The organism is Collinsella sp. AF39-11AT, from assembly GCF_003474585.1.
GTDB lineage: Bacteria > Actinomycetota > Coriobacteriia > Coriobacteriales > Coriobacteriaceae > Collinsella.
In genome coordinates, this window is sequence record NZ_QROG01000007.1 from 13,343 (window position 1) to 35,798 (window position 22,456).

Below are 22,456 nucleotides of genomic sequence, written 5' to 3' on the forward strand. Positions count from 1 at the left end.
TTGGACGTTCATTCTGGGATGCACTTTCCGCAGTTGATTGGTGCTACTCATTTAAGTCTGTCCCTAATGACTAGCTGAATAGCAAAAGCCCCGCAGTCGGAGCGGACTGCGGGGCTCATGAAGAGAGGCTAGTCTGTGGGCGCTTTGCCTGGCGCCCACGGGAGAGGCAACAGAGTAGGGACTACTCGTGAATGCGGGTACCGGAGAGGCCGGCCATGGTCTCGGCGGCCTTGTCCAGGGCGCCGATGATGCAGGTGCGGCCCTTGCGGGAACGGGCAAACTTGATGGCAGCGCGGACCTTGGGCTCCATGGAACCCTTGCCGAACTGGCCCTCGTCGGCCAGGCGCTCGGCCTCGTCGGCGGTGAGGTCCTCGAGCTCCTCCTGGTTGGGCTTGCCAAAGTTGATGGCGACATGCTCAACGGCGGTCAGCAGGAACAGGACGTCGGCGTCGCAGTCCTCGGCCAGCAGCTCGCCGCCCAGGTCCTTGTCGATAACGGCGGGAACGCCCTTGTAGCAACCCTTGTTCTCGTAGTCGCGGACGACGGGGATGCCGCCGCCACCGCAGGCGATGACGATGAACTCGTTGTCGAGCAGGTTGAGGATGGAGTCAGCCTCGACGATCTTCTTGGGATCGGGGGAGGCGACGACGCGACGCCAGCCGCGGCCGGAGTCCTCGACGAAGACCTTGGAGGGATCCTCGGCCATGAACTCCTTGGCCTGCTCCTCGGTGTAGAAGGGGCCGATCGGCTTGGTCGGGTTCTTGAACGCGGGATCATCCGGATCGCACTCGATCTGGGTGACGACGGTGGCGGCGTGCCAACGCTTATAGCGCTTGTGCATCTCGCGGCCGATGCCCTGCTGCAGGTGGTAGCCGATGTAGCCCTGGGACATGGCGCCGCACTCGGGCAGCGGCATCTCGGGGGTGCCGATGGCGTCGTGGGCGGCGGCGAAGGCGTTCTGGATCATGCCGACCTGCGGGCCGTTGCCGTGGGTGATGATGATCTCGTTGCCCTGCTCGATAAGACCAAGGAGAGCGTGGGCGGTGTTGCTCACGGCCTCGATCTGCTCGACGGGGTTGTTGCCGAGGGCGTTGCCGCCGAGGGCGACGACAATACGATCGGGCTTGCCAAGAGGCTTAGACATTGCTGGAATCCTTTCTGTAAAAGGCCTACAACCCATTAATAACCCGCGTCCGTGCGATACGCGAGTTTATTAAGGTTTATATTCTCTTTATCGCTCATTTTATTCATTTTGAAAATACCTAAGCGGCGAACGGTCGATTTTACCCGCTCAGCGTAAAGAAGCCCAGTTCAGGCATATCTACGCCATTTACGTGCAACTTTATTTAAATAGAGCAGGGATTAGACCAGATTATGCAAACTATATCTTTGCTAAACACAAAACGGACAGCGCAATATCTTACTCGCACTATACGCGATTCTATACATTAATTTGACGAGTATGCACCCCTGCAAAAACATGGGGCTTTTCATCCAACATAAGGGATAGCCGATCGCGCTTCACCCCGCGGCAAGCGACTGCGAGTTCGCAGTATGGAACTTTACCGTCGGCTTCTGCATGAACGCTGCCGACGCCCTTTCGCTCCTGCGCGCCCAAGCAGCCGAGAACGCTAACGGCGCCACTGTCAACCTGGCCACCCTCAACAACGGCGCCGCCAGCCTTTTCGCAAAGTACCGTGCTGGTTCGCTGGCTTTGAGGCCTAAGTGAGCTTTGCTATTTGCCAATTTTTGTATGATTTGGGTCAAATCTATTTGTCAATTTTTGTATGATTAGGGGCAAATCTATTTGCCAATTTTTGTCAATGAGGTGTTTTAATGCTACGCCGCAAAGTCACTGATAGGCTTTTGAGCTGGAAGAATAACTCCCATAAGGCCCTGCTTGTTACCGGTGCGCGTCAGATTGGCAAGAGCTATGCGATTCGCGCGTTTGGAAAGAGCAACTACGCTTCGTATTATGAGGTCAATCTGCTACTTGATGCCGAGGCAAGAGACGTACTTGTTGGCGCTAAGAACTCCATTGACTTCATCAACCGTGTGGCCCTTCTTGCGGATGCACCGCTTGTTGAAGGAGACACGCTTATCTTCGTCGATGAGATTCAGGAGTATCCGCAGATCGTTACACTTATGAAGGCGCTGGTCGAGGACGGACGCTTTAGCTATGTCTTCTCGGGGTCTATGCTTGGGACTGAGTTTAAGGGGATCTCTTCTTTTCCGGTAGGGTATGTCGAGCACATTGTTATGCGGCCGATGGATTTTGAAGAGTTTTGTTGGGCAAACAGCGTCAGCGAGAATGTGCTTGCAGACATCCGCAGCTGCCTTGTCGAGAGGCGTCCCGTCGAAAATTTTATTCATGAGGCGATGCTCAAAAACTTTAGAGCCTATATCGTTTGCGGCGGCATGCCGGAGGTCGTTCAGAACTATATCGATTCGGGCTATTCGCTCGTGAGAACGCGTGAGCTTCAAATTCAGCTAGTCGATCAGTACAAAAGCGATATCTCTAAATATGCATCGACTCGAGCGTTTAACGTTCGCTCCATTTTCGAGCAAATTCCCGTTCAGCTTGAGGCGGAGTCCCATCGCTTTATCGTCTCGTCTCTAGGCGAGGGAGCTCGTCTTCAAAAATACGAGCAGGATTTCCTATGGCTGGTGAACGCAGGCGTTGGATTGATGGTCCCCCAGGTGACGGAGGCACGAAGTCCTCTCAAGAGGACGGAGAAAACGACGGCCTTTAAACTATACGAGTCCGATACAGGTATGCTCGCATCGCGGTATCCCGGCAGCACGGCACGCGCCGTCTACCTTGACATGAAAACCCCCAACCTCGGCGGCCTCTATGAGAACGTGGTCGCACAGGAACTCGTTGCCCTCGGAGCAGATACGTGGTACTACCAAACGCGTGAGGTCGGTGAAGTCGACTTTGTAATCGAAGGTGCCCGCGGGCATGTTGTCCCAATCGAAGTCAAATCGGGCAAGAAAGTTCGAGCACATGCAGCCCTCGACCGTTTGATGAGTGTGGGCGAGTACAAAATTCCCGAGGCCGTTGTGCTGAGCCACGAAAACCTTTGCAAAGAGGGCAAGATCCTTTACGTTCCAATCTATATGACATTCTGTCTCGATGAGTTTATGGAAAAGGACGACCCCAACAACGATTTCTCGTTTGCACCCATATCCCTCTAGGCCATCTGGGTCCGCAACCAGGTCCCCCTCTATGCCCAAAGCAGCGCGTGGTTTCGCGGCAAAGCCGCGAAACAGCGACCGGGATAAAAGGCCCCACCAACCACGCCCCTCGTTCAGCCCCACAATCCGAGGACGTAGTCGTAGCAGGATCTGAGGTCTAACCTTCGCGGACACTCCGCAGGACGAAAGAACCCCCGCCGCACGTAGTGCGCAGCGGGGGTTCTTTCATGTCCGAGGACGTCCGCGAAGGTTAGCCCTCAGATCCTGCGGTGGGAGACCTAGGCCTCGTTGTACACCGTCTTGAGCTTCAGCAGGTGCTGATAGCGGTCCATAGCGGCCTGCTCATTCTCCTTGAAGAGCTCCTCGGCGCGCTCGGGGAAGGAACGCGTCAGCGAAGCGTAACGGGCCTCGTTCATCAGGAACTCCTGATAACCGCCCGCGGGCTCCTTGGAATCGAGTGAGAACTTCTTGCCGGCAGCAGCCTCGGGGTTGAAGCGGAAGAGGTTCCAGTAACCGCACTCGACAGCCTTCTTCATCTCGGCCTGGCAGTTCTGCATGCCGCCCTTCTTGATGGAGTGCATCTCGCAGGGGCTGTAGCCGATGATGAGGGACGGACCGTCGTAGGCCTCGGCCTCGTGAATGGCCTTGAGGGTCTGAGCCGGGTTGGCGCCCATGGCGACCTGCGCCACGTAGACGTAGCCGTAGCTCATGGCAATCTCGGCCAGGGACTTCTTCTTGGTCACCTTACCGGCAGCGGCGAACTGAGCGACCTGGCCCAGGTTCGAGGCCTTGGAGGCCTGACCGCCGGTGTTGGAGTAGACCTCGGTGTCGAAGACGAAGACGTTGACGTTGTGGCCGGAAGCCAGGACGTGGTCCAGGCCACCGAAGCCGATGTCGTAGGCCCAGCCGTCGCCGCCGAAGATCCAGAAGGACTTCTTGGTGAGGTAAGCCTTGTCGGCGAGGATTGCCTTGGAAGCGTCGCAGCCGCACTTCTCGAGCTCGGCAACGTAGGCAGCGGCAGCGGTCTTGGAGGCCTCGGCGTCGTTGACGGAGTCGATCCAAGCCTGACCGGCGGCCTTGAGCTCATCGGACGGACCATCGGCAGCGATGATGTCCTGGGTAGCGGCGATCAGCTTGTGCTGAACGGCCTCATAGCCAACGGCCATGCCCAGACCGTGCTCGGCATTGTCCTCGAACAGGGAGTTGTTCCACGCCGGGCCGTGACCGTCCTTGTCCTTGCAGTAAGGAGCGGTGGCAGCGGGGTTACCCCAAATGGAGGAGCAGCCGGTGGCGTTGGAAATGAACATGCGGTCGCCGGCGACCTGGGTCACCAGACGTGCATAGGCGGTCTCGGCACAGCCGGCGCAGGAACCCGAGAACTCCAGGTAGGGCTGCTTAAACTGGCTGCCCTTGACGTTGGCCGCGATGAGCTCCTTCTTCTCGGAGACGTTCTCGACCATGTAGTCCCAAACGGGCTGCTGGTCCATCTCCTGCTCGGTGGGAACCATCTCGAGGGCGCCCTTGGGGCAGACCTTGACGCAGTTGGTGCAACCCATGCAGTCGAGCGGGGACACAGCCATGGTGAACTTCATGCCCTTGGCCTTGGGGCCCATGGCGTCGAGCGTGCGGGTAGCCTCGGGCGCGGCGGCAGCCTCGTCCTCGGTCATCGCGAACGGACGGATGGTGGCATGCGGGCACACGTAGGCGCACTGGTTGCACTGGATGCACTTGGTCTCGTCCCAGTGGGGAACGACCACGGCGACGCCGCGCTTCTCGTATGCGGAGGCGCCCAGCTCAAACTGGCCGTCGGCGCAACCGACGAAGGCGGAAACGGGCAGGCTGTCGCCATCCATGCGATCGATGGGCTCGAGCAGGTTCTTGACCTGCTGGGCGATGGCGGACTTGGTCTCCTCGGAGAGCTCGACGGGAGCGGCGTCCTCGGCGGTAGCCCAGTCGGCCGGAACCTCGAACTTACGGAAAGCAGTAGCGCCGGCATCGATGGCCTTGTGGTTGGCGTCGACGATAGCCTGGCCCTTCTTCATGTAGGACTTGGTAGCCGCGTCCTTCATGTACTGCAGGGCGTTCTCGGCGGGCAGGACCTTGGCCAGCGCGAAGAAGGCGGACTGGAGCACCGTGTTGGTGCGCTTGCCCATGCCGACCTTGGCCGCCAGGTCGATAGCGTCGATCAGGTAGACGTTGACGTTGTTGTTCGCGATGTAGCGCTTGGCCACGGCGGGCATGTGCTCGGCGAACTCCTCGTCGCTCCACTGGCAGTTGACCAGGAAGGTGCCGCCCGGCTTGACGTCGCGGACCATCTTGAAGCCCTTAACGATGTAGCTGGGGTTGTGGCAAGCGACAAAGTCGGCCTTGGTCACGTAGTACGGCGAGCGGATCGGGGAATCACCAAAGCGCAGGTGCGAGACAGTGACGCCGCCGGTCTTCTTGGAGTCGTACTGGAAGTAGGCCTGGACGTACTTGTCGGTGTGGTCGCCGATGATCTTGATCGAGTTCTTGTTGGCGCCGACGGTACCGTCGCCACCCAGACCCCAGAACTTGCACTCGATGGTGCCGGGGGCTGCGGTGTTGGGCGCATCCTCGGCCTCGGGCAGGCTCAGGTTGGTCACGTCATCGACAATGCCGATGGTGAACTCGCGCTTGGGCTCGTCCTTCTTGAGCTCCTCGAAGACAGCGAACGCGGACGCGGGAGGCGTGTCCTTGCTGCCCAGGCCATAACGGCCGCCGACGACCTTGATGCCCGTCTTGCCGGCCTCGTAGAGAGCGGAGACGACGTCCTGGTAGAGCGGCTCGCCGATGGAACCCGGCTCCTTGGTACGGTCCATGACGGCGATCTTCTGGACGGTCTCGGGGAGAACGTCCACAAAGTGCTTGATGGAGAACGGGCGGAACAGGCGAACCTTGACCAGGCCGACCTTCTCGCCGTGAGCGTTGAGGTAGTCGATGACTTCCTCGAGCACGTCGCAGAAGGAGCCCATGCACACGACGACGCGATCAGCATCGGGAGCGCCGTAGTAGTTGAACAGGCCGTAATCGGTGCCGAGCTTCTCGTTGATCTTCTTCATGTAGCCCTCGACGACGGCGGGAAGCTCGTCGTAGACCTTGTTGCAGGCCTCACGGTTCTGGAAGAAGATATCGCCGTTCTCGTGGCTGCCGCGGGTGTGCGGGTGCTCAGGGTTGAGCGCGTGGTCGCGGAAAGCCTGGACGGCGTCCATGTCGCACATCTCGGCCAGATCCTTGTAGTCCCACATGGCGACCTTCTGGATCTCGTGGCTGGTGCGGAAGCCGTCGAAGAAGTTAAGGAACGGGGTCTTACCCTCGATGGCGGCAAGGTGAGCCACCGGCGAGAGGTCCATGACCTCCTGGACGTTGCCCTCGGCGAGCATGGCGAAACCGGTCTGGCGGCAGGCCATGACGTCGGAGTGATCGCCAAAGATGTTCAGGGCGTGGGAAGCGACGCAACGCGCGGAGACGTGGAAGACGCCCGGGAGCTGCTCGCCCGCGATCTTGTACATGTTCGGGATCATCAGGAGCAGACCCTGAGAAGCCGTGTAGGTGGTGGTCAGAGCACCGGCGCCCAGCGAACCGTGAACGGTACCGGCTGCACCTGCCTCGGACTCCATCTCGACGACCTTGACCGGGGTGCCGAAGATATTCTTGCGACCCTGGGCCGCCCACTGGTCGACATGGTCGGCCATCGGGCTGGACGGCGTAATGGGATAGATTCCCGCTACCTCGGTGTACGCATACGAAACATATGCGGCCGCCTCGTTGCCGTCCATAGACTTAAACTTACGCGCCATATACCCCTCTCCTCTCATATAGGTATACAGGCCCCGGCGATCGCCGGGATGTTGGCGTGATGGGATTTTCGCTGTTGCTTCCAATCATCTGGCAGGCAGGCTCAGCAGCAGGTACATGGCGTGGAGAGAAGGCATGCCGAGGCGAGGAGGGCTGCACGCGCTCCACAAGCCCAGCTACCCGTCTTGCACATGACCGAGCGCCGCAAAGGCCGCATGCCGGATGCTCCCGGGCACGCCCCGGCGATGGGAAGCGCCCGCAACGGAAATCCGCATGCGGGTTTATTGTACCCCGCCGTCAAGTGTAATTTCGGCAAATATAGGCGGGCGGTAAAGGTTTACCTTGGGTGACCATCAAGGGCAAAATTGATCCTTCCGTCACCGAGGGACCAAATGGCAGCTGCGGTGAAATAGGAACTGTTTTTGCCGGCCGCACCCCCAAACAGCCCCTATTTCACCGCAACTTATTTAGGAGATGAGTCAGAGGGCGCCGAGGAGGATGGCGTAGGTTGTGGATTCTCCGAGCTTGAGCTCGTCACCGGGGTTGAGCTGGGCGGAGCGGCCGGGCTCGACCTGGGTGCAGACGTTCGTCGCGTCGTTTACCACCACGGTTCCGTTGGTGGACGACAGGTCCTCAACGTACCAGACATTTTGGTCATCGCACCACACGTGGGCATGGCGAGCCGAAACGTCATCGCCCACATCGGTGATGCCGCCCTCCCCCGTTGCCAGCGCGCCGATCTCGACGCCTTCCTCACTCGGCTGAATCCAGCGCGGGACGCTCACCGCGTAGCCGTTTTGCACGCGCAGCAGTCCCAGCGGATGCGCCGGCGCGACCTCGTGCTCGCCCGACTTGGAACCAAGGCGGGCGTGAGAGCAAACGGCATAGGGAACGAATCTTGCGGATGTACTCCTCGACGTCAGGCAGGTAAGCCCCACGAAGTCACCGGGGAGGCCCAAGCGGCCCGGCACCACTTCCAGATTCTGACCAGGGCGAGTCGTTCGCCGGTGGCTGAAGGCTCGCTCCCACCCAAAAGGGGAGATTCGCGTTGTTCCCCAATCGCTCTCGCATCTTTCATTTTGCTCGAGGTGGGCTATAAAAACTTTCCTGGTGAAAGGCGGCGATTGGTTTCCTTTCTTTCTAGAGGAGCGCGCCTGTAATCTGTTTTCATCCTAAATCAAGTTAAGATCGGACCTTCCAGAGGCAAGTCGACTCAAACTGCAAGGCTCCATGTTGGAATAAAGAGCGCTGTCGAAGTGCCAACAACACAAAGCTTGCCAGTCTCAAATAGAACCTTTTGGGAGTCCGATTGGGCCGCACACCGAATCCCCGCTGGTGGTTTTTTATAGCTGCGCAACAATAAACAAGGTTAGTGCCAGTCCAGCATGAAATTGAGGAACGTATGCATTTTTTCTCAGTAAGTGATCGTCGTTACTGCTTCGATGAGGTCACTCGCAATTGCTTTCAGGTTGACCAAGCATCAGAAGATGCGCTTCGCATATTTGAAGCATCGGGAAGAACGGTCAACTCGAAGTTGCTAACAAAGTCACTTGCTGCGAAAGGCTACGACCAAACGACCATAGCAGAACTTGAAGACGACATTGATGAGTATCAACGATTGTCTGAGCGGACTTTCTTAACAAAAGACACGCCTCGAAAACTTAGATCCATCGAACTCCACGTTTCACATGCATGCAACCTTGGTTGTAGTTACTGTTTTGCCGGTAAAGGAGATTATGGAACGTCTCCTCTGCTGATGACAGACGAGATAGCCTTCAAGGCGGTCGACTACCTCGTCGCAAGTTCATCGGAAAACGAAACGCTTGCGATCGTCTTTTTTGGTGGGGAACCCATGATTAACGAGCCGCTGATATGGAAAACGGTCGACTATTCAAAAAGAATATACCCCAATAGAAACTTTACCTATTCTATTACGACCAACGGAACGCTTTTGAATGACACTGCTGTGAATTCTTTCAAGGAGCACGGGTTTTCTGTTCTGATTAGTCTCGATGGTACAGGATGCAAGCACGATGCATCGCGCCCGTACAAGACGGGAGGCGGCTCTTTCTCCGATATCGACAAAAACGTTCGTCGTTTTTCCGAGTCGTTCCCCTTCGGCGCAAGAGCGACCTTAACAAATAATAACTGTAACCTTGTTGAAGACTATCTTCAGTTTAAAGAGATGGGCTTCAGAAGGATTTACTTCTCGCCCGTGAGCTCATTCGATGAGAATATCAAACTCGACGAACACTCATTAAACAAAATCAGGGCGGGCCTAATAGATTTGGCGGATCAATATCTCAAACAGATTGATCAAGGGGAAAAGCCCTTGTTTAGAACATTGAAAACTGCAGTTGATTTGATTATGAGCAACAGGATCGCCTTTGTCGGATGCGGGGCTGGCAGGCGTTTTATTTCCGTGACTCCCGAAGGGGACGTATACCCCTGTCACAGGTTTGTCGGGATGATGCGAGTCAAAATGGGCAACATCGTCACCGGAATTGACGAAACTAGGTATATTGAAAACTGGAGTCAGGGTGTCGAAAAAAGAATTGACTGTACGGACTGTTGGGCTCGGTCTTTCTGTGGTGGGGGCTGTAGCTGGGAGGCTGCAGACGAGCACGGCTACTTGCCCAAGAGTCTACACCCTGCATCATGTGAATATAGAAAGATGTGCTACGAGATGGCTTTTGACCTTATTTCCCGCCACTCATCTTCGCAGGAGAAAAATCAACGAGAAGCTACTGTATCGGAATAAGCGGTTCAGCGCATTGCTGTCACCATTGTGGAGGTGTTCGTTCTTCTGATTACCGTCTGCGAAGCTTATTGCTACGTTCGCCGAAACCATTCTAGAAATATGGTGAACTAGACATCTTGGTTTGTTATACACAATATTGAGGTTTTTCTGCACTCAAAGGGAGGTAGTCGTGAAGCATATTCATCCGATTAATCCAGGAAGTGGCGACGAGGCAGGCGTGAAGCCGATGTCTTTTGACTGCCTCTTGGGCATTACTGACATCTGTACTGTTTATGATAAAGCAGATGGCTGTGGTGCATACGATTACTGCGACTATGACATGGATGGCGGCAGCATCTGCGTTGTAGATCACTGTGGCATTGATCAAACGTAGTCTCTAATTGGATTAAGGTGAGGAGCTGTTATGAAGCATATCCATCCTGTTGGTTCAAATGAACATACTCCCGTTGAGCCTTGTTGTCTTGGAGTTGATATATGCAATTTTTACGACATCGCCGAGTGCCCTGTTGCGGATTGGTGCTATGTCGATAAAGAATCAAGCTGTGTTTTGCCAGCAGATTGGTGCGATCCAGTTGACGAGTAGTTTTTGTGTCTAGGAACTATTTGGTCCAATTCAAAATAAGATGGGGACAAATACCAAAATCTCGTGTCTGGGAGGAGTTATGCCATTATTGCAAGGTCTCGTTGGATTAACCTTTGTACTTGCTTTATATCTGGCACCTTTTTTATTGTTATTCTTCATTATCCGATTCTTTCTTCGGAAAAAATAGGAGTATCACGCAAACATTAGCGTAGCTTTCTTCCAATATGAGCCGAGCATTGGCAAGTGGAATAAGAAGCCCGACCGTTCGTCACATGAAAGTGATCGGACGGGCCTCTCAATTTAACCCGGGCCGCCACCCATAGCGGCTTTCCGGGCGTATTTTCGGTGCAAAGCAATCGTCAGTTTAATCCTATGCGTCGATACCGCATTTCATTTGTTCGGCTCGTATTCTACGGCCTTGTAACCCTCGCACTCTCCGGCAAACGGATTGAACACGAAGGCAGAGATGATGTGTGCGTGGACATCGAGGCTGCTGTAGGCAACATACTGGGGCATGGACCCCCGCTGCGCGTGGCATGCGGCCCGGCATATTCATTGCCGTCCAACCCCGTGTAGTTGCAGCAAAGGGTGGAACCTCAATGCTCAGCTCATGTTGTCCGTGGGACACGAGAATTGTAAGTACACTTTGGTGTGATTCTCACGATGATACTGAGCCACCTGGAATAAGATACGTCGCGACAACACTTCGCTTCACCTCTGTCTCGACAAGACAACGTAGACTAAAGTTTCCTTTAGTAAGAGAATGAGAACTATATCTGAAAGCGTTGCGATGGCGTGAAGGCACCGAGTCCGAACCGACTGAATGCTACGTGCATCTGCATCGCTTTTTTGTTATCTCTGTCAGTTGGGTAGCACTACACTTGTCAGCATTTACCCCGGTACATGCTGCCTAAATCCACTACCCCTTCTACCGCGCCGACCATCTCGTCATCGTGAGAGACAATGATGATCAGCTGGCTTTGCTTGTTGCGCTTAACATAGGCCGCAAGCTCGGCGCGGCTTACAGCGTCTAACCCAGTCGTGGGCTCGTCGAGTACCAAAACTGACGACTTGCGTGAAATCGCCGACCATAAGTACACTCGGCGCAGCTCACCGCCCGAAAGCGCGGAGCAACGTTTCCCGAGCAACTCCTTCACGCTGTTTTCCAGCGAAAGTAGGCCATCTACACCCCGGTGATAGGAAGAAAAGGGCGTGTCGAAATACTCTAACAGCTCTTTCACCGTTTCGTCCGGCGCGAAGCACGACTGTGGGCAGCACGATATCTCTCTCGCACGTATGTAATCCAAGTCGCATTCTTCGATTGGCACGCCGTTGTATTTTACTTTGCCTTTCGATGAGTATAGCCCGAGCATCAAGTAAAGAAGTGACGTCTTGCCTCTTCCGTTTTCCCCAACTATGCAATATGTACCAGGACCGGAAAACTTGAAAGAAAACCCGCCGAGGACCTCTCGGACAGATCCGTCTGGAAGGGCAACCGAGAATTCCAAATCAGATACCGAAATGTCATTTATTTCATCGAGTTTAGCTAAATCGGTCCGATTCCACCCCGATCTCTCCTTTTCTCTCGTCGCGATAGCCGTCCTATCCCATGATGCTTTGGCATCTTGATAGGATTTGAACAATGACATCATACTTTTCAAAGTCTTAAAGAGAACCGCGAAGTATGTACCGATGATAGTGTACTCGCCTATTGACATAGTTCCGTTAATGATTCGTACTCCGGAAACAACAAGTATCACCGCTTGAAACAACGCTGCGAAAAGACCATCGAGCGATGTCAGAGAATATGATAGCTTTCCGGAGCGCAAAACTTTGGGAAAATAGCTCTTAAACCCAGCGTCGAGCGCTTGTTCGCTCTTGCCGTACGAAGATGTCAGTTGAATGTTGAGAATCTGATTAAGCTGCGATGCAATTGCGGCGTAAAAGGCGCTGTCCGCCTCTTTCTTCTCATACGTGACCCTATACAAAAGTTTCCTCAACCCAGTAATTACACAGAAATACACGATGAGGAGAATGATGGAAAACACCGCGAGAGTTGAATCAATTGACCATATGATAAGCAATACGATGGGAATGGCTACAATGGACAGCGGCGCACTGATAAAATTCGCCAAAACGAAGGATGAGACCACGCTGGAGTCGGAAATAATCCGTTGCGTTGTATAGGCTGGATCGATGGTCCGACTCACCAAGTAATCGTCTCTTTCAAAACGCAAGACGGCCTCCCTGAGAAGATCAAAGGAAAGTCTCGTGGTTATGCGAATGGAAAGTGTTCCTGCAAAATAAGTAAAGAGGGTGGAGAAAACTCCTATTGACGCAACCAGGAGCGCGAAGAGTACGGCGTCTCTTTCGCTGCGGTTACCGAGAAGAAAATCTAAGAATTTCCCGTTCACGTATGGCATGGCATAGGAGAGAGCGGTTCCAATCACCGTGATAGCAATGAAGACGAAAGCCCCTTTTGCTCTGATGAACCTCGAGAGAACGCATCGAATCAAGGAAGGCCCCAATCTACCCGCCACAAAACATCAATCACTGATACCTTACACCTCAACACAACAGGAGCGAAGATTTGCCAATGAGACTGCTTTAAGATTGCCTTGGGCCAATACGATCTCAAGCTCTTCCTACAAGAGAGTCGGAATCGGACATCTCCTCCGACGAACCTGGCAATCGGGCGGTTGAAATATCTTTTTCAACCGCCCGATTGCCACAATAGATTTGAGCATCCGCCCACAAACGTCCGCGTTTTATACCCATCAAATCCTTTGCCTTTTGTCGTCTAGACTAGAAAAATCGCTCGAAATAACGCAACCGGCCTGCTCGCTTGAAGAAACCTAAGCCCGTAACGTAGATGTGCAAACTTCCGAAACGCCTTGCGCGGCATAGTGCGTATAAACTTCGTCAACCGCCTCAGAAATATCTGAGTATCGCGCCGGGTCAAAAGCATACGATGTCGCAGCTATACCCTGCACCCATTCGGAACGCGGATTAATTGAATAGCCACACAGCATCATCATACATGCATCTAGACCTGATTTCCCAAGTATCCGACGTATTGATGAGAGCATCGCGGGTCGCCCCCGCACCATCGTCGTCACCCCTATTAGCAGTATTTACCGTTTTTCTCTAAATGCGTATCGCCACCCTTAAGAATACGAAGTGTTTTATCCAGACCCGATTGTCCTCCATCTCAAACGAAGGGATAAGGAATCTCATCCGGAATCGGCAGTAACGGAGGATTCACAACGACAAGCGAAAAACATGAGTCATCTCTCAGAGGGGAGTAAAGGCTCCCCTCAAGCACCCTAGTTTCGTCATCCAAAGAGTTGATGGCAGTGTTTTTCTTACAAAGGTCGACAACAAAAGGGTTGATTTCTACAGATGTTACATCCATGCCACAGTTGGTAAGTATCAGGCCCTGTATTCTGGGGCCAGAACACAAATCGAGAGCCTTCCGTGCGCTCTGCGGTGTAAGGCGCCAATCTCAGCAAATCTGTCCCACAATACTGCGCTGAAGAACAACACGGAACCCCTGAGCCAAACTCCCCTATACCTTATTAAGGCTAAGACAGGCAAGTTCACGCACCCGGCATATTCCAGAATAACATCCTATTGTTTTAGATGCTCTACAAGCATGAACAGCCGCGAATCGGAAAGATCTTCTAGTTTCGCCCCGACTGACCGCCAAGGGCCAAAATGGTCCCTCCATCCCCGGGCGACTGGCTCTGGCGCGCCAAGGAGTGTCCCAAAGTGCCGGCAGGAAAGGAACGTCCCTATCTGCCGGCTAGAGGGCACCGAAGAGGACGGCGTAGGTAGTGGATTCGCCGAGCTTGAGCTCGTCGCCGGGATTGAGTTGGGCGGAACGACCGGGCTCGACCTGAATGCAGACGCGCGTGGCCCCGTTTACCACCACGGTTCCGTTGGTGGACGACAAGTCCTCGACGTGCCAGATATTTTGAGCATCGCACCAGATATGGGCATGGCGGGCCGAGACATCGTCGCCGACGTCGGTAATATCGCCCTCACCAGTGGCCAGCGCGCCAATCTCAACACCCTGCTCACTCGGCTGAATCCAGCGCGGGGCGCTCACGACAAAACTGTTTTGTATACGCAGCAAGCCCAAGGGGTGCGCCGGGGCGGGTTCGCGTTCGCCCGCGGTCATCGACATGCCAAGCGAACGCGGCGTGGATGTGCCTCCGCCACAGGTCGCGTTCGCGTAGTCGATGGCATAGTTCACCGAGGACCGCACATCCGCCGAACAACCGACGGCGACAAACAGCACCAGCACGGCCTCGGCGCGCTCGGCGGGCATGAGCTCCGCCGCCTGGGACAGGCGATCGAGCGCGTTGCGATAGAGATTTGTGTCCTGGTGACACTCTTCGAGCGCGCGTACCATCGGTTCACCTGCAGGGCCGCACACCATATTGATCACAGCCGTGGAGTCCATGGGATTGCGCTGGCGCAGGGCCAGTTGCGACATAATACGCGCAGCCGAGGTACCGTATTCGGCAAAGTAGCGCTGCTGAAGCGTGCCGACCGGCGCGCGAACGATAAAGCGGGAAACCCAAGAGCGATCGGCGGCCCGGCTCTGCGGGCTGCGACCGTCTGCGAGCGGACGGGACGAAAGCACCAAGCCGCACAGCTCGATATGGCTCAGATGCGCCGCGCGCTTAAAGATGTCAAACATGGCCCCGCATGGGGTGAGCTCAACTTGAGATGCCATGACCTAGGCCTCCTTGGTCGTAGAAATAGAACCGGACGATACTTCGACAGGTCCGCCAAAAGTACGGGCAGCCGCGGCTCCACCGGCAAGCGGAGTCGCCATCTGGGCTTTTGTGCGTCGCGGTGCCGAAACGGAAAGTTCAAAGGCAAAGCCCATCGCAAGCAAAAACCACGTAAGCGTATAGGTTGCAACCAGAGCGGCAACAAGGCCGCCCATCACGGCGCGTTGGGAAAATACGCTACATGCAGCCACAACCAGCACCGGAACCTCGCAGGCAGAAAGCGCAAGCACACCCTGCAGGAAGCCCGAGCGCCGATTGCGCGCAAGTGCCCCCGCGACAACGCCGGCTATGCCTGGCAGCGCCAACGCCAGTGCGGCAATAATACCCGGTAGCGGCCCAGACCACACGAGCGATCCCAAAGTCGCCGTCACGCGAGCGCCCGACGCCAGCAGCGCGGCCGAAACCACGACCACAGCCCAAACCACGCCACAGACGACCGTCGCGCCGACCATCAGCGCGCGACGAACCGCGCGGCCAGACGCATCCATGGGGCACGGCGTGAGCGGCTCGCCGCGGAGCGAACGACCGACATTTTGCGCATAGTGGTCACAAAACGCCGAGAGCGCCGCCTCGACCGCCGCCGGCTCGGGACGATCTTTTTGATGGCTGGACAGACAGGCCATCACCACGTCGAACAGCTGGGCATCGACAAACGCCAGCGCATCGCGTAGCTCCTCGGAATCCGGCTCAAGCCCCAGCTGCTGGGCCTGCTCGGCCGCAGCGAGCGCCACATCGGGCTCACGACGAAGCAGCTGAGTCAAATCGCAACCGGGCGCATGGGCACCAATGGGATAGTCGGGCAGCGTGTCCATCTTGAGACGGTAGGGGCTGGCGATGTCGCGCGTCTTTTTGCGCGAACCCGAGGTGCCCGAAGTGCTCGGCGCGGCTTCGTATGGCGCGGCGCCGGCAATGAGCTCGTAAACCGTGCTTGCTGCGGCATAGACGTCGATCGCCGGCGACATACGCAAAGCGCGCAGGTCGGGAATATCGTCGGTGAGCATCTCGGGCGGGGCATAGGCAACCGTCGCGCGACGCAGCGTGGCATAGCGCTCCGTAAACGACGCCTTGCCGCCGGTACCGGCCACGGCCGACGCAGGCTCGAGCGCCAGCGACGAGCCAAAGTCGATCAGGCACAGGTCAAAGGTGCCCTCGGCAAGCTGCCGGTCAAGCGGTAGACGCGCCGTACGCACCATAATATTAGCGGGCGAGATATCGCGATGGACAAAGCCCTCCCCCACCAGGCTCATGCGGCAGAGCAGGTCGAACAGGTCGCGCCCCAAGCGCGCCGCCACAAGCGGCGATAGGCGGCCGGCATCGTCCACGGCAAAGCGCGAGCGCAAGCGGGCAAGCGTCTCGCCCTCGACCCATTCCATGACAATTGCAGGCACACCGTCGACCTCGCCCCAGCCATAGAGGCGGGGAAAGCCCTTAAGGCCCGAAAGGGCGCGATGGCATTCATATTCCTCGCGAAATGCCGCTTTGAACTTGGCGACCAGCGCCTCATGGGCGGCATCGTCGTCAAACTCATCGCGCGTCGGCAAGATGAGCTGTTTGAGTGCTACGGCCTCGCCTTGGGCGTTGACGGCACGCGTCACGCGGCCGATACCGCCACGGCGCATGGTGGCATCGTCGGCAAACAGTATCGTAAAACGACGCAGATAGGCAGGCAGTTCGTCCTGACCGAGCGCAATGGCCGGCTCAAACCCGTCGACACGCGCCAGGCGCAGGCCGACCATGGGATCGCGACCGAGCGATTGTGGTGTGGTGGATGCAAGATCGGTCATCATAGGGCAAGCGCCGCCACGTTATTGTTGAAGTTACCGAGCGCGACGTCATCATCGCCGTAATGGCCGACCCATTGACATAGGTTGGTGTAACAGCCCCACAGATTGGCATACTGCTGATACCACTTTGACCGGGGCGAGAATGTCTGACGACCAAACTCGGCTCGAATGACAAACATCTCCCCGACCAGGCTGTCGCACGGCCTGGGATCTCCCGTAGAGTTATAGGTCGAGACCACGTCATTGGCACGAGAAACATAGCCGTCGAGCATGTTGTACTTGGTCACAAGCCAACTGTGAATGCTCTCTTCCTCAGCAGCGGAAAGGCCACCGGAGTTTGCATCGTTGTCAGCGTTGCCGCCCGTCGAGCCGCCGTTTCCAGACCCTCCGGCAGAGGAACCCGACCCAGAGCCGCCGCCCGAACTCGACGAATCCGAGCCGGAGCCAGAAGTATCCGAGCTACCGGGCTTTCCGGACTGCTGGGCGTCCTGCTCCTTCTGCCGCTCGACCTTATTCACCGTTGCCGCCACGCTATTGTTGGACAATCGATCGATGATCTTGGTGTTGGTGAGCACGATGGTTTTGCCATTGGCAAGCGTGACTTCGTTGTCCGGGGCCTCGGCGCCGTCCGCGTCGTCGGCGCCAAACACAATATGCGCGACCACACTTGCCCAAGCATATCCAGTCGTGGTGCCCAGATCACTTTTGACCTCATGCCCCACGCGCGGTTCGCGTGCGGCATGTGCCTGCATCATGGACGGCACGGTCATGCCATAGGCAGAAACGCCAGCTATGACCAGCACCAGCGAGCAAGACAGCAGTGCGTACGCCCGCGGCGCCAAGCCCAGTCGGCGTCGCATGCGCACCGCGGCGCCGCGCTTTGTCTGAGTGCCACCGGGCCGCATGCGTTCTCCTCCAACAAAAACACGCCGCTCGGGAGCGGCGCATTCATTCGAATCCATATTTGAGTGTATCAGCGAATCCAAAAGGTTGCGCAACGAATGGGCAAATTAAGGATGCGAGTGGAAGCATCCATGCGATAAGCGGATACAAAGCATCTTTGTTGCACAACAAACTTACAGTCGCACGGGGAAATTATGGCTACCCCGTGCGTCGCGAGGAAAACATACGGCAGGAGCAGGCTCGCCACCTAAATCGCGCGACGGGCCTCGATGGCGCGGCCAAGCGTAAGCTCGTCGGCATACTCCAGGTCGCCGCCCACGGGCAGGCCGCTCGCCAGACGCGACACCTCAACGCCCAGCGGCTTAATGGTACGCGCCAGGTAGCTCGCCGTGGTCTCGCCCTCGATATTGGGGTTGGTGGCGATAATGACCTCGTGGATATCCTCGTGCCCCAAGCGCGCCAACAGCTCACGAATGTGCAGCTGCTCGGGGCCAATCTTGTCCATGGGACTGATCACGCCGCCCAATACGTGGTAGAGACCGTGATAGCTGCCCGTGCGCTCAATCGCCTGGACATCGCGCGGCTCGCCCACCACGCAAATGCGAGTGGTATCGCGCATCGAATCCTGGCAGATGGAGCACTCGTCGGCCGTGGCGTAGTTAAAGCAGCGGCTGCAAAAGTGAACCTCCTGCTTAACCTCCAGGATAGCCTCGGCCAGGCGGCGCGCCTCCTCGGCATCGGCCTCGAGCAGGTAATAGGCGATGCGCTGGGCCGACTTGGGACCAATGCCCGGCAGACGGCCCAGCTCATCGAGCAATTTTTGCAGACTATGGTTGGCACTCATATATATGCGTGTCTTAGAACGGCATGCCCGGGATGTTGAGGCCGCCGGTGATGGCGCCCATCTGCTTGTTGGCGAGCTCGTTGACACCGCGGACGGCCTCGTTGACGGCAGCCATGATCATGTCCTGCAGCATATCGACGTCCTCGGGATCGAGGGCATCGGGGTCGATGGTGAGGTTGACGAGCTCCATCTCGCCGTTAACGGTCACCTTGACCATGCCGCCGCCGGCAGAGGCGTCGACGGTCTGGGACTTAAGGTTTTCCTGCGCGGCGGCAAGCTGCTCCTGCATCTTGCGAGCCTGCTTCATCATTTGCTGCATGTTCATACCGGCCATGATGGCTCCTTTACGTGCGGCCGCGCGACAAGCTGCAAGGGCAGCCGGAGCGCGACGGGACTTTCAAACTCAAAAATCGTACCACGGCGCGGGGCAAGCAAGCGGGGCGGACACGCTACCTCAGTCGATATACATGTCCTTGAGCGTGACGCACGCCCAAGATTATGCAAGGTCGAATTATGCAAGGTTGCATAATTATCTCAAGCTACATCTAGCAGAGCTGGAACCAGGCAGTTTATGCGTAGGGCTACAAGGCTACATGGCAAAATGCCGAGCCGCTGCTCGAGGCGGCACGCATGGCGGCTGGGTATAATTTGATTGTCATAGATGACGATTTGGAGGTGCCCTCGTGAATGTCCCAGCCGTACTCCAAAACATCCGCTCAAAACACCCCGTTGCATATGTGGTTCTCTATCTCTTTGTCGTCTGGGTATTACTGGTTATCATCACCCATGCCATAGCTTTTGGAGCAGAACTGCTGATAGCCAGCTCGGACCAGCCCGTCGTCAAATGGGAGACGACCGATGAATGCACCGACGGAACCCGAACCATTTACTACAACAGCCCGTCCCTCTACCAAGAGTTCAAGGTCAAGATAAAGGACTCCAAGATTGTCGATGCCGAACTGGGCTCTTTATTTACAATCGGAGCAACCGTCAACGCCGAGCAAGTCGAGTACACGGACAGCCATGCGACGTATCGTATCGACCTCAGCATCCTAGGCCGACCGTCACGCGCCTGTCTGCTCGAATGCGATATACGCGGCACCACGTTGCACATGTCCGAAATACAGATGCGCCCGGGCAAGGGGTTCTCTTCTTGAGCAGTATACCCGCCTGCGCAGCTACTCCACCGGCTTGAAGATGGTGGACTGGCCGAAGACGCTGCGGATGAGGGCTTTGGCCTCGTCCTCGGTCTGCGGGATGCTCGGGGCTGCACCCTGATGGCCGAAGGGGCCGCCCGCACCGGAGTTGGACTCCCAGGGAGCTGCAGGAGCGTCCTCCTCTTTGGGGGCAGTTGCAGCGGACTTGGGCGCGGACGCCGCACCCGGCACGTCGAACGGAGGCAGATCGTCCCCACCAGCATCGGCAACAAAACCGCCAACCATGGCATCGTCGTAGGGAACCTGCTCGGATTCCCATGGCGCAGACGGCGCGGCGGGCTGAGCCTTGGGAGCGGACGCGCGCTCGGGCGCTCGGGGCGCGGGCTCGGTCGGGAGCTTGCCCGTGGCAGGAGCGCCGGCGGGGTTGTCGGAGCGCAGCCAGGGGGCTTTGCCCAGGTCAGACGACTTGGGCGCGGGCGAGGCAGGCTTGGGCGCGGGTGTCGGAGCAGCCGGTTTGGCCATGACGGGCTTAGGCGCCGACGGGGTCGGCGCCGCTATCGGTGCTGCTTTTGGCTGCGTCGCGCTGGCGCTCGAGGATGCAGGGGCCGCCGAGGACACGGGTTGCGGGTCCGCAGATACCGCAGCCCGTGCAGATGGAGAATGCTCCTCATGTTGAGGAGCCGGCGTGCCACCCCCATCCAGGACATAGTCGACGGTACGACGACCGAAGACCGCACTGACTGTCGGCAGGACCACCGACTGCGTGTCGGCGCGTCCAAGCATCTTGATGGCAAAGGTCGAGCCCGCGGGGAACGAGACCGTGAGCCTGGAGCCGTCGTCAGCCGTGGCGCGGGCATTGAGCAAAAGCCCCGCGTAGGAAGCCTGACGCGCCTTGACACGCTCGACAACCTCGGCCCATTTGCGCTGCAGCTCTCCGGCATCCTCGACCGCGGGCGTCTCGGCAGTACCGGCGGCGGCAACCTGGGCGGCATTGTTGGACTGGGGCTTAGGTGCCGGAGCGGTGGCAGGCGCGGGAGCCGCAACGGGCTGAGGCGTCGGAGTCGGCGCAGGCTGAGGTGCAGGCGCTGCAGGCTTGGAAGCTGACACGGACGCAGAACGGGACGCAGGCTGGGCAGCCGGAACAGCAGCACCACGGTCCCAAGGCATACCGCCCTGGCGCGCGGACGTAGCAGCGGGGGCAGCGGATGCCGCCGGAGCGGCAGCACGAGCGCCCGAAATTAGCGTCGGCTGTTGGGCAGCAGCGGGTACGGATGCTGCAGGCGCGGCGGCCTGAGCAGCAGCCACGCTCGCCGGCACGGCGCCGTTGGCAACCATGGCCTCCAAGCGGGCCACGCGCTCGGCCAATGCCTCAATCGTTAAATCGGCCTCGGGACGTGCCAGGCGCGTGCAGGCGATCTCGAGCACCAGGCGCACGTCGCTCGCGCCCCTCATCTCCAGTGCGGCATCGTCGAGCACCGTCAGCACACGGGCCAGGCGGTCGGCAGGATGCTCGCCAAAGGCAGCGGCCTCGGCAGCAAGCGCCTCGGCCTGCTCGGAGCCGCCCTCAAACAGCTCGGCACGGGCACCGGCAACGCAGGCAACGTACACGTCACGCACATGCGCCACCAGGTCGCGCGTCAGCTCCAGCAGGTCGTTTCCTTCCTCGACCTGCGCACGGATCAGTCCATAGAGCTCGGCAACATCGCGATCGGCAATGGCGCGGGAAAACTCGCCCAGAATCTGGTCCGAAACCTCGCCTAAAAGCGAGCGGGCGTCGTCCGCATGCACAGAACCGTTGCCAAAGACGCTCAGCTGCTCCAGCGTGGACAACGCGTCGCGCATACCGCCCTTGGCATGGCGCGCCACGATAGCCAGCGCCTCATCGTCGTAATCGAAGCCCTCCTGCTCGCACACGTATGCCAGGCGACGCTCGATATCCTCGTTGCCGATGCGATGGAAATCGAAACGCTGGCAGCGCGAGAGGATGGTCTCCAGAATCTTTTGCGGGTCGGTGGTGCACAGCACAAAGATCACGTGTGCCGGCGGCTCCTCGAGCGTCTTGAGCAGCGCGTTGAACGCCGCCGTCGTGAGCATGTGGACCTCGTCGATGATATAGATCTTGTACTTGCCGCGCACCGGGGCAAAGTTGACGGAGTTGATGATTTCCTCGCGCACATTGTCCACGCCCGTGCGGGAGGCGGCATCGAGCTCGTAGACATCGGGGTGGTTACCCTCGGCAATGAGCTCGCACTCCTCGCAAGTACCGTCGGGCATGCAGCCGCTTGCACCCTCGGCGCGCGCCGCCTCGGCATTGCGGCACAGCAGCGCCTTGGCCAGAATGCGCGCCATGGTGGTCTTGCCCGTGCCGCGCGGTCCGCAGAACAGGTAGGCGTGGGACAGGCGCCCCTCGGTGATGGCGTGCTCGAGCGTCGAGACGATATGCTGCTGGCCCACCACGGAGTCAAAGGTGAGCGGGCGATACTTTCGGTACAACGATTCCATGGGTGCTCCCCCGGGTATACTGAGTCTTGTTGCCGCGGCGGCCATGCGGTCGCACGGCATACTGCATTCCATAATAACCCGTACGGCGAGCCCGCCGCGATAG

17 protein-coding genes and 1 pseudogene are annotated in these 22,456 nt (G+C 57.6%); 6 read left to right on the forward strand and 12 right to left on the reverse strand.

Going from position 1 to position 22,456, the window contains the following annotated elements:
- Positions 1-181 precede the first annotated feature (181 nt).
- On the reverse strand, positions 182-1,144 hold the full coding sequence (gene arcC, locus DW037_RS04230) for a carbamate kinase (protein ID WP_006235166.1): 963 nt from the start codon (positions 1,142-1,144) through the stop codon (positions 182-184).
- Positions 1,145-1,579: 435 nt separating this feature from the next.
- On the opposite strand from arcC, the gene DW037_RS10600 reads away from it, so the two are divergent.
- Positions 1,580-1,729: a hypothetical protein gene (locus tag DW037_RS10600; protein WP_156333784.1), complete on the forward strand. Its 150-nt coding sequence runs from the start codon at positions 1,580-1,582 to the stop codon at positions 1,727-1,729.
- 107 nt (positions 1,730-1,836) lie between these two features.
- On the forward strand, positions 1,837-3,198 hold the full coding sequence (locus DW037_RS04235; protein WP_117634440.1) for an ATP-binding protein: 1,362 nt from the start codon (positions 1,837-1,839) through the stop codon (positions 3,196-3,198).
- A gap of 278 nt (positions 3,199-3,476) precedes the next feature.
- On the opposite strand, the gene nifJ is transcribed toward DW037_RS04235, so the two are convergent.
- Positions 3,477-7,016 (reverse strand): pyruvate:ferredoxin (flavodoxin) oxidoreductase, encoded by a 3,540-nt coding sequence (gene nifJ, locus DW037_RS04240; protein ID WP_117770643.1) that lies wholly within the window; start codon positions 7,014-7,016, stop codon positions 3,477-3,479.
- A gap of 477 nt (positions 7,017-7,493) precedes the next feature.
- Positions 7,494-7,973 carry an FHA domain-containing protein gene (locus DW037_RS04245; RefSeq protein ID WP_187361855.1) on the reverse strand — a complete coding sequence of 160 codons (480 nt, stop codon included), beginning with the start codon at positions 7,971-7,973 and terminating at the stop codon, positions 7,494-7,496.
- 443 nt (positions 7,974-8,416) lie between these two features.
- Between DW037_RS04245 and DW037_RS04250 the strand changes: the two genes are divergently transcribed.
- The 3 genes from DW037_RS04250 to DW037_RS10495 all read left to right on the forward strand — a co-directional run bounded on the left by DW037_RS04250 (position 8,417) and on the right by DW037_RS10495 (position 10,358).
- On the forward strand, positions 8,417-9,775 hold the full coding sequence (locus tag DW037_RS04250; protein WP_118372882.1) for a radical SAM/SPASM domain-containing protein: 1,359 nt from the start codon (positions 8,417-8,419) through the stop codon (positions 9,773-9,775).
- A gap of 169 nt (positions 9,776-9,944) precedes the next feature.
- A complete protein-coding gene (locus DW037_RS10490) occupies positions 9,945-10,148 on the forward strand; it encodes a hypothetical protein (protein ID WP_124785779.1) in 204 nt (67 codons plus the stop codon).
- Between the two features lie 30 nt (positions 10,149-10,178).
- Positions 10,179-10,358 (forward strand): hypothetical protein, encoded by a 180-nt coding sequence (locus tag DW037_RS10495; protein WP_128620790.1) that lies wholly within the window; start codon positions 10,179-10,181, stop codon positions 10,356-10,358.
- Positions 10,359-10,748: 390 nt separating this feature from the next.
- Here DW037_RS10495 and DW037_RS10840 read toward each other — a convergent pair whose 3' ends face one another.
- From DW037_RS10840 to DW037_RS04285, 8 genes and pseudogenes are all read right to left on the reverse strand, one after another.
- A complete protein-coding gene (locus DW037_RS10840; RefSeq protein WP_255413194.1) occupies positions 10,749-10,874 on the reverse strand; it encodes a hypothetical protein in 126 nt (41 codons plus the stop codon).
- A gap of 368 nt (positions 10,875-11,242) precedes the next feature.
- A complete protein-coding gene (locus DW037_RS04255) occupies positions 11,243-12,874 on the reverse strand; it encodes an ABC transporter ATP-binding protein (RefSeq protein ID WP_055310069.1) in 1,632 nt (543 codons plus the stop codon).
- A gap of 695 nt (positions 12,875-13,569) precedes the next feature.
- Positions 13,570-13,836, reverse strand: a pseudogene (locus tag DW037_RS10880) (methyltransferase); the annotation flags it as partial.
- 327 nt (positions 13,837-14,163) lie between these two features.
- Positions 14,164-15,102: an FHA domain-containing protein gene (locus tag DW037_RS04265; RefSeq protein ID WP_118372883.1), complete on the reverse strand. Its 939-nt coding sequence runs from the start codon at positions 15,100-15,102 to the stop codon at positions 14,164-14,166.
- Between the two features lie 3 nt (positions 15,103-15,105).
- A complete protein-coding gene (locus DW037_RS04270) occupies positions 15,106-16,950 on the reverse strand; it encodes a hypothetical protein (protein ID WP_118372884.1) in 1,845 nt (614 codons plus the stop codon).
- Positions 16,947-17,852: a hypothetical protein gene (locus DW037_RS04275; protein ID WP_118270929.1), complete on the reverse strand. Its 906-nt coding sequence runs from the start codon at positions 17,850-17,852 to the stop codon at positions 16,947-16,949. Before DW037_RS04275 ends, DW037_RS04270 begins: the two co-directional genes overlap by 4 nt.
- Positions 17,853-18,097: 245 nt before the next feature.
- A complete protein-coding gene (recR, locus tag DW037_RS04280; protein ID WP_099432550.1) occupies positions 18,098-18,694 on the reverse strand; it encodes a recombination mediator RecR in 597 nt (198 codons plus the stop codon).
- Positions 18,695-18,707: 13 nt separating this feature from the next.
- Entirely contained in the window at positions 18,708-19,028 is a 321-nt protein-coding gene (locus DW037_RS04285; protein WP_006235174.1) for a YbaB/EbfC family nucleoid-associated protein, read from the reverse strand.
- Positions 19,029-19,377: 349 nt separating this feature from the next.
- Here DW037_RS04285 and DW037_RS04290 point away from each other — a divergent pair, with 349 nt between their 5' ends.
- Complete coding sequence (locus DW037_RS04290; RefSeq protein ID WP_117648547.1) at positions 19,378-19,851, forward strand: hypothetical protein; 474 nt, start codon at positions 19,378-19,380, stop codon at positions 19,849-19,851.
- A gap of 21 nt (positions 19,852-19,872) precedes the next feature.
- On the opposite strand, the gene dnaX is transcribed toward DW037_RS04290, so the two are convergent.
- A complete protein-coding gene (dnaX, locus tag DW037_RS04295) occupies positions 19,873-22,353 on the reverse strand; it encodes a DNA polymerase III subunit gamma/tau (RefSeq protein ID WP_158551940.1) in 2,481 nt (826 codons plus the stop codon).
- Positions 22,354-22,456: the final 103 nt, after the last annotated feature.